Origin of the sequence: Crassaminicella profunda (assembly GCF_019884785.1) — a bacterium.
In the GTDB taxonomy this organism is placed as follows: Bacteria; Bacillota; Clostridia; order Peptostreptococcales; family Thermotaleaceae; genus Crassaminicella; species Crassaminicella profunda.
Genome location: NZ_CP082326.1, coordinates 3,575,447 through 3,588,645 on the forward strand (window position 1 = coordinate 3,575,447; position 13,199 = coordinate 3,588,645).

Here is a 13,199-nt window from a genome sequence, read left to right on the forward strand (position 1 = left end):
TTCATTATGGCTTATAGTAATCTTTTGAATTTATTTAAAAATTAAAATCCTCAATCTCATCAGTTGGATATTCCAATTCTGATTCATCAATATCTTCTAATTCACCTGGTTCTTCAACTTGTTCCTCTTCTGGTTCTTCTATATTTTGATCAATATATTTTTCTTCAGGTACTTGATATTCTTCGCCCTCAAGAATTTTATCTAGTTCACTTCCATCATCATCTATTGATTCTTTTATTTCAATTTCTGCATCTTCTGATGTAAGCACCTTTACATCTAAAGCTAAACTTTGTAGCTCTTTAATTAATACTTTAAATGATTCTGGTACTCCTGGTTCTGGAATATTTTCACCTTTTACAATAGATTCATATGCTTTTACACGTCCAACAACATCATCAGATTTAACTGTTAATATTTCTTGAAGCGTGTGAGCAGCACCATAAGCTTCTAATGCCCATACTTCCATCTCACCAAATCTTTGTCCTCCGAATTGTGCCTTACCACCTAAAGGTTGCTGTGTAACTAAAGAATAAGGTCCTGTACTACGAGCATGAATCTTATCATCTACTAAATGGTGAAGCTTTAACATATACATATACCCTACAGTTACTCTATTATCGAAAGGCATTCCTGTTCTTCCATCATAAAGCTGAAGCTTTCCATCTTCTGGATATCCTGCTTCCCTTAAAGCTTCTCGGATATCTGGTTCTCTTGCTCCATCGAATACAGGAGTTGCAACATGCCAGCCTAATTTTTTCGCTGCCATACCAAGATGCACTTCAAGTACCTGCCCAATATTCATACGAGATGGTACTCCTAGTGGATTTAAAACAACTTGTAGTGGTGTTCCATCCTCTAAGAACGGCATATCTTCTTCTGGTAATATTCTTGAAATAACCCCTTTATTACCATGACGTCCTGCCATTTTATCTCCAACATTAATCTTTCTCTTTTTAGCTATATAACATCTTACTAAAACATTTACTCCTGGTGGCAATTCATCTCCATTTTCTCTTGTAAATACTTTCACATCTACAATGATTCCACTTTCACCATGAGGCACTCTTAAAGATGTATCTCTAACTTCTCTAGCCTTTTCTCCAAATATAGCACGAAGAAGTCTTTCCTCAGCTGTAAGCTCAGTTTCTCCCTTTGGAGTAACTTTACCAACTAATATATCTCCTGATTTTACTTCTGCTCCGATTCGAATAATTCCTCTTTCATCTAGATCTTTTAAAGCTTCTTCTCCTACATTTGGAATATCCCTTGTAATTTCTTCTGGCCCTAACTTTGTATCTCTTGCTTCAGACTCATATTCTTCTATATGAACTGAAGATAATGCATCTTCCATAACCAATCTTTCATTTAGAAGAATGGCATCCTCATAATTGTATCCTTCCCATGTCATAAAACCTATAAGTAGGTTTCTTCCTAATGCAATTTCTCCAGTGTCTGTAGAAGGACCATCTGCAATAGAATCTCCTTTTTCTACACGTTCACCTTTACTTACAATAGGTCTTTGGTTGATACATGTCCCTTGATTTGAACGCTTGAATTTAAGCATTTTATATCGATCACGACCACCATCTACATCTCTTTTGATGACAATTTCATCAGCAGAAACCTTTTCAATAATTCCTGCATGCTTTGCAAGAACAACTACTCCAGAATCTCTTGCTGCAATATACTCCATACCAGTTCCAATAATTGGTGCATCTGTTCTCAAAAGTGGTACAGCCTGACGCTGCATGTTTGATCCCATAAGTGCACGGTTGGCATCGTCATTTTCTAAGAATGGAATCATTGCTGTTGCAACAGAAACCATTTGCTTTGGTGTTACGTCCATATAGTCTACTTCATCTCTTGGTACAACATCTATATCACCATTTTTACATCTTGCAGTAACCCTACGATTAATGAATCTTCCTTCTTCATCTAACGGCTCATTGGCTTGAGCAACAATTACTGGATCTTCTTCATCTGCTGTTAAGTAATCAACTGTTTCTGTTACAACGTCTCTTTCTTTATCTACCCTTCTATAAGGTGCCTCGATAAATCCATATTCATTAATTCTACCATATGTAGTCAATGAACCAATCAAACCGATGTTCGGTCCCTCTGGCGTTTCTATAGGACACATACGTCCATAATGAGAATGATGAACGTCACGCACTTCAAATCCTGCTCTTTCACGAGAAAGTCCACCAGGTCCTAGTGCTGATAATCTTCTTTTATGCGTAAGTTCTGCTAATGGATTTGTTTGATCCATAAATTGTGATAACTGACTGCTTCCAAAGAATTCTTTAATAGCAGCTGCCACGGGTCTAATATTAATTAAGGCCTGCGGTGTAATTACATCAATATCTTGAATAGTCATTCTTTCCTTTACAACTCTCTCCATTCTAGAAAGACCTATTCTAAATTGGTTTTGTAAAAGTTCTCCCACTGAACGTAGTCTTCTATTTCCTAAATGATCAATGTCATCTACTGCTCCTACGCCATGAGCAAGATTAAGTACATAACTTACAGAAGCTATCATATCATCTATAATGATATTTTTAGGTGATAGATCTTTTCTTCTCTCTTTTAACGCTTCTCTTATCTCATTTTCATCTGTATAAGTATCTAATATTTCCTTTAGTACAGGAAAATGTACTCTCTCTTCTACATTCAAACCATCTATATTGAAGTGAATATGTTCCTTAATATCAACAAAATGGTTACCAATTACTTTTACAATTTTTCCTTCTTCGCCCATAACATTTACTGCTTTAATCCCAGCATTTTCTATTACTTTAGCTAGTTCTCTGCTAATCTTTTGTCCTTCCTCTACATAAATTTCACCTGTATAAGGATTGACCACATTCTCTGCAGCAACATTGGTTGCAATTCTGTTTGAAATACATAACTTTTTATTATATTTATAGCGTCCTACCTTTGCTAAGTCATAACGTTTTGGATCAAAAAATAGTGAATCAATTAATGACTTTGCACTTTCCACAGTTGGTGGTTCACCAGGTCTAAGCTTTTTGTAGATTTCTAGTAAACCCTCTTCTTGTGATTTAGTATTATCCTTATCTAAGGTATGCATCAATCTCTCATCTTCACCTAAAAGATTAATAATTTCTGCATCACTACCAAACCCCATTGCGCGAAGCAATACTGTCATAGGTTGTTTTCTTGTTCTGTCAACTCTTACAGATATAATATCATTTGAATCTGTTTCATACTCCAACCATGCCCCACGGTTTGGTATTACTGTTGTAGAAAAGAGTTTTTTTCCTGTTCTATCTAATTGTACCGCATAATATGGGCCTGGAGATCTTACAAGCTGTGTTACAATAACTCTTTCAGCTCCATTAATGATAAAAGTTCCCTTATCTGTCATGAGAGGAAAATCTCCCATAAAGACTTCCTGTTCCTTCACTTCACCAGTTTCCTTATTGATGAGTCTAACTTTTACTTTCAGTGGTGCCGCATAAGTTACATCTCTTTCTTTACATTCTTCTATTTCATATTTTGGCTCCCCATCCAATGAATAATCAATAAATTCTAGGATTAGATTACCAGTGTAATCTTGAATCGGGGAAATATCTTCAAAAACTTCTCTTAATCCATCTTTTAAAAACCATTCATAAGATTTACTTTGGATTTCAATAAGATTTGGCATCTGTGCAACTTCTTCAATACTTGCGTAACTCATTCTCTTTCTTTTTCCGACCTGAATAGGATGTGGCATACTTTTCACCCCTTGTAGTAGTATAAAAAAGTCTTTCCAATTTCTTTATAAGATTGACTTTTTTGAAATACATAAGGTTTATAATTTCCTATGTATCATAAAAAAAACCTCAAATATTCACACACAAAAAAAATTTATAATTGTCTTATTCAATGTGAAAGGAGGTCTTTTGTTCAAATTTTTATCTATATCAACAACTTTTAAGATAAAAGTTGGAAATCAAAGACATAAATGCTATTCTTCTCATACTATTACCATTTAAAAGGTCTTTTATACAATTTAATGTAAGTTTCGGCCTCCTATGGCAGTATATAATGCTATCATAATCTTTATCTGTTGTCAAGCCCTGAATTTTATGTTATAATTGATTTGTTTGTTTTTATTGTTTTAACGTATATCATTTGCTTAAAAAATAAAAAAGTCTTCCTTTGAAAAATTTTCAAGGTTGACTTTTTTTAATGCATAACGAAAACCATAATTTATCTACAATCTTTAAAAGATTACAATTGTCTATGCATTATAAAAAGGTACTCTGGATTTCTCCAGAGTTCCCTTTTGTTTTTTTGTTACTTAAGCTCTGCACCTGCTCCAACTTCTTCAAGTTTTGCTTTCATTTCTTCTGCTTCTGCTTTAGCAACGCCTTCTTTTAATGTTCCAGGAGCGCCATCAACTAATGCTTTTGCTTCTTTAAGTCCAAGACCTGTAATCTCTCTTACAGCTTTGATTACTTTAATTTTTTGACTTCCAGCGCTAGTTAAAACTACATCAAATTCAGTTTTCTCTTCAACTGCTGCTCCTGCTGCTGCTCCTCCTGCAACTGCAACTGGTGCTGCTGCTGATACTCCAAATTCTTCTTCACATGCTTTTACTAATTCATTTAACTCAAGTACTGTCATACCTTTTATAGCTTCAATAATTTGCTCTTTTGTCATTTTAGTACACCTCCGAAATTTTTTAAATTATTATGCTTCAGCGCCATCTTTATCTGCAATAGCTTGAAGTAAGTAAGCAAGATTTGATAATGGTGATTTGATGCTTCCAAGAAGTTTTGCAAGTAATACATCTCTTGATGGAATTTCTGCAATTTCTTTAATTGTATCAACACCATAATATTGTCCTTCAACAACGGCTGATTTTAACTCTAAAGTTTTGTGCTCTTTTGCAAAATCATTTAAGATTTTTGCTGGAGTTACAGGATCTTCATATCCAAAAGCAACAGCATTTGGTCCTGTTAGATCTGCTGTTAAAGGTTCGAATTCAGTTTCTTTTACAGCTAATCTCATTAAAGTATTTTTATATACCTTATATTCTACACCAGCTTCTCTCATGTTCTTTCTTAACTGTGTTGCTTCTTCTACAGTTAATCCTCTATAATCTACAACTACAGCTGATTGTGCTTTAGAGAACTTTTCTTTAATTTCTTCTACAACCTGCTTTTTGGTTTCTAAGTTGCTTGACATTCCGGTGTCCACCTCCTCTGCAATTTTAAAATTGCTAAAACCGTTCTGTTATAAATAACAGAACCTCTCTACCGTAGACATAGAGAGGTTCTTAAATTCTTTCGAATCTATAGACAATTACCTCGGTAGGATTATTTAAACCAAATGGTCCCTACTGTCTACGGTTTATATTCATTTTTGTTTGCAACATCATTAATTATATCATTTCATTTATATCATGTCAATGATATTTTTTAAAAACACTAATCCATTATTTTAACTGGATTAACCTTGATACCAGGTCCCATTGTGCTTGTTAAGGTAACACTTCTTAAGTATTGTCCTTTGGCAGCCGCTGGTTTTGCTTTAATAACTGCATCCATTAATATTTTAAAGTTTTCAGTTAATTTTTCTGCACCAAAAGATGCTTTTCCAATTGGTACGTGAATAATATTTGTTTTATCCAATCTATACTCAACTTTTCCTGCTTTAATTTCATTAATTGCTTTCTCTACTTCGAATGTAACTGTTCCTGATTTAGGGTTTGGCATTAAACCTTTTGGTCCTAATACTCTACCAAGTCTTCCTACAAGACCCATCATATCTGGTGTAGCTACTACTACATCAAAGTCAAACCAGTTTTCTTTTTGAATCTTTTCAACTAATTCTTGAGCTCCAACATAATCTGCACCAGCATTTTCAGCTTCTTTGACTTTGTCACCCTTTGCAAAAACTAATACTTTTTTTGTTTTACCTGTACCATGTGGTAATACAATAGCACCTCTAACTTGTTGATCTGCATGTCTTGAGTCAACCCCAAGTCTAATATGTGCTTCAACAGTCTCATCAAACTTTGCTTTTGCAGTATCTACTACTAATTTTACAGCTTCTTCTGTTCCATACTGAACAGTTCTATCAATTAGCTTTGCGCTTTCTTGATATTTTTTACCTCTTTTTGGCATTTTTTATCCTCCTTCGTGGTTTTAACGGTTTTTGAGAATACCTCCCACTATACTAAGTATTATTCTTCTACGATAATACCCATACTTCTAGCAGTACCTTTAATCATGCTCATAGCAGTTTCTAAGCTACCAGCATTTAAATCAGGCATTTTCAATTCAGCAATTTCTTTTACTTTGTCTACTGATATTGTTGCAACCTTATTCTTATTTGGTTCACCAGAAGCAGACTTAAGACCTGCTGCTTTCTTTAACAATACAGCTGCTGGTGGTGTTTTAGTGATAAATGTAAATGATCTATCTTGGTAAACTGTAATCACTACTGGTATAATTAAACCAGCTTGATCTGCAGTTTTTGCATTGAACTCCTTACAGAATTGCATAATGTTTACACCTTGTTGTCCAAGAGCTGGACCTACTGGTGGTGCTGGAGTAGCTTTTCCTGCAGGGATTTGTAATTTAACCATTCCTGTAACTTTTTTCGCCATTAGTACACCTCCTCATTTTTCATGCAGCTAATCTGCATATAAGTTTTTTATATCAAAAAGCATATAAGCTAGGCATATAAGCTTTTTTAAAGCAAATTATAATCTTTCTATTTGTGTAAAATCTAATTCTACAGGTGTTTCTCTTCCAAACATGGAAATAAGTACTTTCAATGTTTGTCTTTCTAAATTAATTCCCTTTACAACTCCGATAAAGCTCTCAAATGGTCCTGATGTAACTTTTACTGAGTCTCCTACAACAACATCGATTTCTGCAACTGGTTCTTCAATTCCCATATTTTTCACTTCTTCGTCGCTTAAAGGAATAGGTTTAGATCCTGGACCTACGAATCCTGTAACACCTCTTGTATTTCTTACTACATACCAAGACTCATCATTCATAATCATCTTAACGATTACATATCCAGGGAAAATTTTCTTCTGTTTTGCTTTTTTCTTTCCGTTTTTTATTTCTATTTTCTCTTCTGTTGGTACAACAATCTCAGTAATAACCTCTTCCATCCCTCTATTCTCAACAAGCTTTTCAATGTTCGCTTTTACTTTATTTTCATGTCCAGAATAGGTGTGGACTACATACCATTTTGGCTTTTCAGACATATATCTCCCTCACTATTTAATAATTTGATGAAGAGCTTTTCCAAAAACAGTATCTACTAGCCAAATTCCAACTGATACCATAACACAAGTTGTCAGTACAACTGTGGTATACGAAATTAAGTCTTTTTTATTTGGCCAAATTACTTTTTTTAGTTCTGCTTTAACATTTTTAAAATATTTCCCTATACTCTGGGATTTTGCTACCTTATTTGTATTCGTTTGTACTGCCATACTAATTCACATCCTTATATGTTAATTGTACAAAACATAAATACTCAAAAGACTATTTTGTTTCTTTGTGAGTTGTGTGAGTTTTACAGAATTTGCAGTATTTTTTCATTTCTAATCTGTCTGGATTGTTCTTTTTGTTTTTCATCGTATGATAATTTCTTTGTTTGCACTCTGTACATGCTAAAGTCACTTTTACTCTCATGCTTACACCTCCTATGATCGCAACGCTTATCTGAACGATCTTGCAATTCGACACAAATATCTCATTATGACATCATCACTTAATAAAGCTATCACAATTTCTCATCCATGTCAATATAGTTTTTACTTGCTGCTTAACACAACAAAAATATTTCATTTATAAGCACACAGAAAAAAACACTTGTTTTTTAGTGCTTTTTCCTCTGTATTTATTTGTTATTTTTTAGTATAGCCATAATATTTATTTATTATTGCAGTTTATTTTAAAGGACTAGGCTTGGGTTTCAAACCTAGTCCTTTTTATTTCTCATTCTTTAATTATTCAATAATTTGAGCAACAACACCTGCTCCAACTGTTCTTCCACCCTCACGGATAGCGAATCTTAATCCTTCTTCAACAGCGATTGGGTTAATTAACTCAATTTCCATTGTGATATTATCTCCAGGCATACACATTTCTACACCTTCTGGTAATTCAATTGATCCAGTAATATCTGTTGTTCTGAAATAGAATTGTGGTCTGTATCCTTTAAAGAATGGTGTATGTCTTCCACCTTCTTCTTTCTTTAATACATAAACCTCTGCCTTGAATTTTGTATGTGGATGAATTGTTCCAGGCTTAGCTAATACTTGTCCTCTTTCGATTTCATCTCTTTGTACACCTCTTAAAAGTGCTCCGATGTTATCTCCAGCTTGTGCTTGATCAAGAAGCTTTCTGAACATTTCTACTCCTGTTACTACTACTTTTCTTGGCTCTTCTGATAATCCTACGATTTCTACTTCGTCTTGTACTTTTACGATTCCTCTTTCTACTCTTCCTGTTGCTACTGTTCCTCTACCTGTGATTGAGAATACGTCCTCTACTGGCATGATGAATGGCTTGTCTGTATCTCTTTCTGGTTCTGGAATATATGCATCGATTTCCTCGAATAATTCTACGATTTTATCTCCCCATGGTCCATCTGGATTATTTAATGCTTCTAAAGCTGATCCTCTGATGATTGGAGTGTCATCTCCTGGGAATTCATACTCGTCTAATAATTCTCTTACTTCCATTTCTACTAAGTCTAATAATTCTTCGTCATCTACCATATCGCATTTGTTTAAGAATACTACGATGTATGGTACACCAACTTGTCTTGAAAGTAGGATATGCTCTCTTGTTTGAGGCATTGGACCATCTGTTGCTGCACATACTAGGATTGCTCCATCCATTTGTGCTGCTCCTGTGATCATGTTCTTAACGTAGTCAGCATGTCCTGGACAGTCTACGTGTGCGTAGTGTCTGTTTGGAGTCTCATACTCAACGTGTGCTGTTGAGATTGTGATTCCTCTTTCTCTTTCTTCTGGAGCTTTATCGATGTTTGCAAAGTCTACAGCTTCTCCAGTTCCAAACTTTTTGTTTAGAGTCATTGTGATTGCTGCTGTTAATGTTGTCTTACCGTGGTCAACGTGACCGATTGTTCCAATGTTAACATGTGGCTTATTTCTTTCAAATTTAGCTTTTGCCATTTTGTTTTTCCTCCTTACCATATTATTTCTAATATTTTAATTTTTCAAGTAAACTCATCCGGGTGTATCTATGTATGCAAATCTAAAATGGAGCCCATGAGCGGATTCGAACCGCCGATCTCCGCCTTACCAAGGCGACGCTCTAACCGACTGAGCCACATGGGCACTCACCATTAATCATTTTACTACGAATCCAGAACAAAGTCAACATTTTTTATTTTGATTTTTTTAGTTCTTAACTACCTCTTACTTCTAAATATCTCTCTAGTTTTCTTTTGACACGTTGCAGCGCATTGTCAATAGACTTTACATGTCTATCTAATTCAACAGCCATTTCCTGATAAGACTTTCCTTGCAGATAAGACATAAGTACTGTCCATTCCAAATCGCTTAGAATCTCTCCTATCTTCGATTCAATATGAGAAAGTTCTTCTCTAGATATAATCAATTCTTCTGGATCAGAAATCTTTGCTCCAGATATAACATCAAGTAGTGTTCTATCTGATTCCTCATCATATATGGGCTTATTTAAAGAAATATAGGAATTTAGTGGTATATGTTTTTGCCTTGTAGCCGTTTTAATAGCTGTAATAATCTGCCTTGTAATGCATAATTCCGCAAAAGCTCTAAAAGATGATAGCTTGTCCGGCTTAAAATCACGAATCGCTTTAAAAAGGCCAATCATTCCTTCTTGAATAATATCTTCTCGATCTGCTCCAATTAAAAAATAAGACCTAGCTTTTGCTCTAACAAAATTTTTATATTTTTTAATGAGATGCTCCTGTGCTTTAGAATTTCCTCGCCTAGCATCTTCCACAACATCTTCATCTATCATAAATTCAACTTTTTCAGTAACTTCCTCTCGTTCACTACTGATTCCCACCAACATCTCCTCCAGCACTTTTTTGTTTTGTGCTATCAAAACCCTAAAATTTTACAAAATTACAATATATATACAAACTCATCCTATAGCAATCAGCACAAAATCGTATATTTATTATAACTTAATTTTTATCATCTAGTCAAGAAAATCATTGATTTCTGCGCCATTTTTCAAGCTTTTCGACAATTTCTTTGTCAATTCGATCTTGAAGGGTAGAACGTATTTGTTTTGTAGCTGCTGTTTTTTTATGGATTTTTTTTACAATTCTATCTAATTCAATTTTTAATTCTCTTGCAGAAATTCTTACAGCACCGCTGCCTAGTACGACCTGTTGCTCTGCCCAGTCTGATGTAGCAACCATCACAAAATTCCTTCTATTTTTCATTAGTTCTTCTACTTTTTTTTCAATATAAGAATCTGCTGTCTGATGTTCCTTTGTAAAAATCACCTCTACTCCCTTTGTAAAAAAGCTCTTTGTATCACCACCTTTTACATAATGAGCATCAAACACAATCATCACATGATATCCGGTATAATGCTTATAATCCACCAATTCTTGAATCAGCACATCTCTCGCTTCTTCTAAATTAGTCCTACCTATTTTTTTTAACTTTGGCCAAGCATTAATCACATTATAACCATCTACTAATAAAAACTGATTCACAATCCAATCACCCTATTCTTTCCCTTCTCTTTGACGCACCACTTCATACATAAGAACAGAAGCTGCTACCGATGCATTTAAAGAACTCACTTCTCCTTTCATAGGAATATTTACTAGAAAATCGCATTTTTCCTTTATAAGTCTTCCTATTCCTTTTCCTTCACTACCAATAACTAAAGCAATTTTACCTTGTAAATTTTCTTCATAATGCTTCTTTTCTCCTGCCATATCTGCTCCCACTACCCATACACCTTTTGATTTTAGAAGATCTATGGTTCTTGCAATGTTTGACACCTTTGCAACAGGAACATACTCTATAGCCCCTGCAGAAGTTTTAGCAACTATCCCTGTCAGTCCTACTGATCTTCTTTTAGGGATAATAATTCCATGAGCTCCGCAAGCATCTGCAGTTCTCATAATAGATCCTAAATTGTGAGGATCTGTAATTTCATCTAATACGATGATAAAAGGCTCTTCATTTTTTTCTTCTGCTTTTTTCAAAATATCTTCAACTTCTACATATGTATGAGCTGCCACAAAAGCAATTACCCCTTGATGTGCATGAGATACTGAAATCTGATCAAGTTTTTGTTTCTCTACATATTGAACAGGTATTCCTTTATCTTTTGCCATGCCTACAATCTTTTTAACAGAACCTTCAGCCCCTTTTGTAATCATAATTTTATCAATTTCTCTATCTGCTCTTAAGGCTTCTATAACTGGATTTCTTCCTTCAATTTTATCTAAATTCATCGCTGCACCTCTTTATCGTTTTTCTTTATAATTCCCAATATTTTAGATTTTATGGGTAAGTTGTAAAAAAGCTTCTCTTACTTCATTTACTTTACCACAAGTCATATTTCCCTCTGGACAAGGCCCTATAATACAACTAGGTCCTGCATTCTTAAATATAGTAGGAGCTACCATTTTTACTAATCCCAACATTTTTGTAGCCATTTCTCTAATTTCCCACTGAGCTCTTTGACAACATCGATGATGGAAAAAATTTAATAATGTTCTTGCATTCATGGTAAAAACAATTTTTGTCTCACAAGCATTAGGAAAAACATACCTACTATCTTCTATGGCTTTTTTTTCAGAAATTCTTTTTGCTACTTTTTCACTTTTTCCTTCTTGAACCAATTGATCATAATGCTTTTTTTGTAGAATTTCTACCAATTGATTATATTTTTTCTGATCTTCCTCCATAGCTTTTATAAACATTTCTCTTGCCTCAGGAACAACTTCAATACTAGGAGGGATAATATATTCAAACTGATCAAGCTTTACATATCTTTGAGACTGCTGCGAGTAACTTGCTATCCTATGTCTCACTAATTGATGGGTAAGCACTCTACTTACTCCTTCTACTGCAAATGTGAAGTTTATATGCTCTATGGGAGACTGATGCCCTAAACTCATAAGCATATTCAAAAACTTATCTGTTTTTTCGTCACTTAAATCTTCCATAATTTCATCTACACCTACCCTTGAATAGCAAAGCTTAGCAGCAGCAGCTACCACTCTTTCTGGCTCAGGTGTATGTTGAATCAACTGTACCTTCATCTATATTCCTCCTATTTTTTTACTTTTTCTTCTGACCACTCACTATTTATTCTGAATTCCTTATAGGGAATAATATATAAAATATATCCTCTTACCTTAGCTTGATAAGCTCCAGAAATTTTTCTTTTTTGTTCATCATAAATACTAATACTTGAAGTCCCTTCCATATGGGTCTTTTTTATAGCCACTACTCTTTTATTAGCAATTCCTATTTTTTCTAAAAAATTGGTATGCTTTTCATCTGTGTCAATTGTCTTTTCTACAAATTCCTTGAATAACAAAGCATCCCCCGTAACTTGGGCTTCATCGAAAAATAAGGATTTACAAATAAGTATTGTCAATAATAATAAGATTACTATAAGCATACTCTTTTCTCTTTTGGTCATTCCTTCTCCTCCACCTAATTTCCTTCTATAATTTGAACGGCTCTTTTCACAATTTCTTTAATCCTATTTGTATTCCCTAACAAATACAAATAGCCAATCAACGTTTCAAAACCAGTAGCATATTTGTAATCCGTAAGATCTGCGTTTTTGGGAACAGTTCCTGACTTTTGATTCCTTCCTCTTTTAATCATATGCCATTCTTCTTCAGAAATCTCTTTTTCCAAAGTATGTGCAATTTTCGCTTGTGCTCCTGCTTTTACAAATTTTGTAGCAATTTTATGGAGTTTATTTACGTTTCCTCCATAGTTATAAAGAACATACTCTCGAATATAAACTTCATAAACTGCATCTCCAATATACGCAAGCACTAAAGGAGATACAAACTTTATCTCTCCTTCACTTTTATTCTTAAGATTCATGTATTCAATAAATGTTTTTTCCATTCAAGACCCTACCTTATTTATATTTTTTTCTATCCCTAGCTATTATAAATTTACCCTATATTCCATCATACTA

15 protein-coding genes, 1 tRNA gene and 1 other annotated feature are annotated in these 13,199 nt (G+C 34.2%); all 16 genes read right to left on the reverse strand.

Translation table 11 applies throughout. The features are described 5' to 3' along the window. Positions 1 to 34: 34 nt before the first annotated feature. The 16 genes from rpoB to K7H06_RS16645 all read right to left on the reverse strand — a co-directional run bounded on the left by rpoB (position 35) and on the right by K7H06_RS16645 (position 13,126). Positions 35 to 3,739: a DNA-directed RNA polymerase subunit beta gene (rpoB, locus tag K7H06_RS16570; protein ID WP_223037141.1), complete on the reverse strand. Its 3,705-nt coding sequence runs from the start codon at positions 3,737 to 3,739 to the stop codon at positions 35 to 37. Between the two features lie 566 nt (positions 3,740 to 4,305). Continuing rightward, the gene (gene rplL / locus K7H06_RS16575) at positions 4,306 to 4,671 is read right to left on the reverse strand and encodes a 50S ribosomal protein L7/L12 (RefSeq protein WP_223037142.1); all 366 of its coding nucleotides are present in this window, start codon (positions 4,669 to 4,671) and stop codon (positions 4,306 to 4,308) included. Between the two features lie 30 nt (positions 4,672 to 4,701). Continuing rightward, the gene (gene rplJ, locus K7H06_RS16580) at positions 4,702 to 5,199 is read right to left on the reverse strand and encodes a 50S ribosomal protein L10 (RefSeq protein ID WP_223037143.1); all 498 of its coding nucleotides are present in this window, start codon (positions 5,197 to 5,199) and stop codon (positions 4,702 to 4,704) included. A 47-nt stretch (positions 5,200 to 5,246) separates the two neighbouring features. Then, positions 5,247 to 5,381, reverse strand: a sequence feature (ribosomal protein L10 leader region). 60 nt (positions 5,382 to 5,441) lie between these two features. Beyond that, positions 5,442 to 6,140 carry a 50S ribosomal protein L1 gene (gene rplA, locus K7H06_RS16585; protein WP_223037144.1) on the reverse strand — a complete coding sequence of 233 codons (699 nt, stop codon included), beginning with the start codon at positions 6,138 to 6,140 and terminating at the stop codon, positions 5,442 to 5,444. A 59-nt stretch (positions 6,141 to 6,199) separates the two neighbouring features. Beyond that, positions 6,200 to 6,625 (reverse strand): 50S ribosomal protein L11, encoded by a 426-nt coding sequence (gene rplK / locus K7H06_RS16590; RefSeq protein WP_223037145.1) that lies wholly within the window; start codon positions 6,623 to 6,625, stop codon positions 6,200 to 6,202. A gap of 96 nt (positions 6,626 to 6,721) precedes the next feature. Further along, the gene (nusG, locus tag K7H06_RS16595) at positions 6,722 to 7,240 is read right to left on the reverse strand and encodes a transcription termination/antitermination protein NusG (RefSeq protein WP_223037146.1); all 519 of its coding nucleotides are present in this window, start codon (positions 7,238 to 7,240) and stop codon (positions 6,722 to 6,724) included. 12 nt (positions 7,241 to 7,252) lie between these two features. After that, a complete protein-coding gene (gene secE, locus K7H06_RS16600) occupies positions 7,253 to 7,471 on the reverse strand; it encodes a preprotein translocase subunit SecE (RefSeq protein ID WP_223037147.1) in 219 nt (72 codons plus the stop codon). A gap of 52 nt (positions 7,472 to 7,523) precedes the next feature. After that, positions 7,524 to 7,673 carry a 50S ribosomal protein L33 gene (rpmG, locus tag K7H06_RS16605; RefSeq protein WP_218283982.1) on the reverse strand — a complete coding sequence of 50 codons (150 nt, stop codon included), beginning with the start codon at positions 7,671 to 7,673 and terminating at the stop codon, positions 7,524 to 7,526. A gap of 317 nt (positions 7,674 to 7,990) precedes the next feature. Next, positions 7,991 to 9,184: an elongation factor Tu gene (gene tuf, locus K7H06_RS16610; RefSeq protein ID WP_223037135.1), complete on the reverse strand. Its 1,194-nt coding sequence runs from the start codon at positions 9,182 to 9,184 to the stop codon at positions 7,991 to 7,993. Positions 9,185 to 9,272: 88 nt separating this feature from the next. Further along, positions 9,273 to 9,349, reverse strand: a tRNA-Thr gene (locus K7H06_RS16615). Between the two features lie 70 nt (positions 9,350 to 9,419). Beyond that, positions 9,420 to 10,073, reverse strand: coding sequence for an RNA polymerase sporulation sigma factor SigH (gene sigH, locus K7H06_RS16620; RefSeq protein WP_223037148.1), 654 nt, complete (start codon positions 10,071 to 10,073; stop codon positions 9,420 to 9,422). A gap of 142 nt (positions 10,074 to 10,215) precedes the next feature. Next, positions 10,216 to 10,731 carry an NYN domain-containing protein gene (locus K7H06_RS16625; RefSeq protein ID WP_223037149.1) on the reverse strand — a complete coding sequence of 172 codons (516 nt, stop codon included), beginning with the start codon at positions 10,729 to 10,731 and terminating at the stop codon, positions 10,216 to 10,218. A 12-nt stretch (positions 10,732 to 10,743) separates the two neighbouring features. Then, positions 10,744 to 11,484, reverse strand: coding sequence for a 23S rRNA (guanosine(2251)-2'-O)-methyltransferase RlmB (gene rlmB, locus K7H06_RS16630; RefSeq protein WP_223037150.1), 741 nt, complete (start codon positions 11,482 to 11,484; stop codon positions 10,744 to 10,746). 42 nt (positions 11,485 to 11,526) lie between these two features. Beyond that, positions 11,527 to 12,297 (reverse strand): FAD-dependent thymidylate synthase, encoded by a 771-nt coding sequence (gene thyX, locus K7H06_RS16635; protein WP_223037151.1) that lies wholly within the window; start codon positions 12,295 to 12,297, stop codon positions 11,527 to 11,529. 11 nt (positions 12,298 to 12,308) lie between these two features. Next, positions 12,309 to 12,683 (reverse strand): hypothetical protein, encoded by a 375-nt coding sequence (locus tag K7H06_RS16640; RefSeq protein ID WP_223037152.1) that lies wholly within the window; start codon positions 12,681 to 12,683, stop codon positions 12,309 to 12,311. Between the two features lie 14 nt (positions 12,684 to 12,697). Further along, positions 12,698 to 13,126 (reverse strand): Mini-ribonuclease 3, encoded by a 429-nt coding sequence (locus tag K7H06_RS16645; RefSeq protein WP_223037153.1) that lies wholly within the window; start codon positions 13,124 to 13,126, stop codon positions 12,698 to 12,700. Positions 13,127 to 13,199 lie beyond the last annotated feature (73 nt).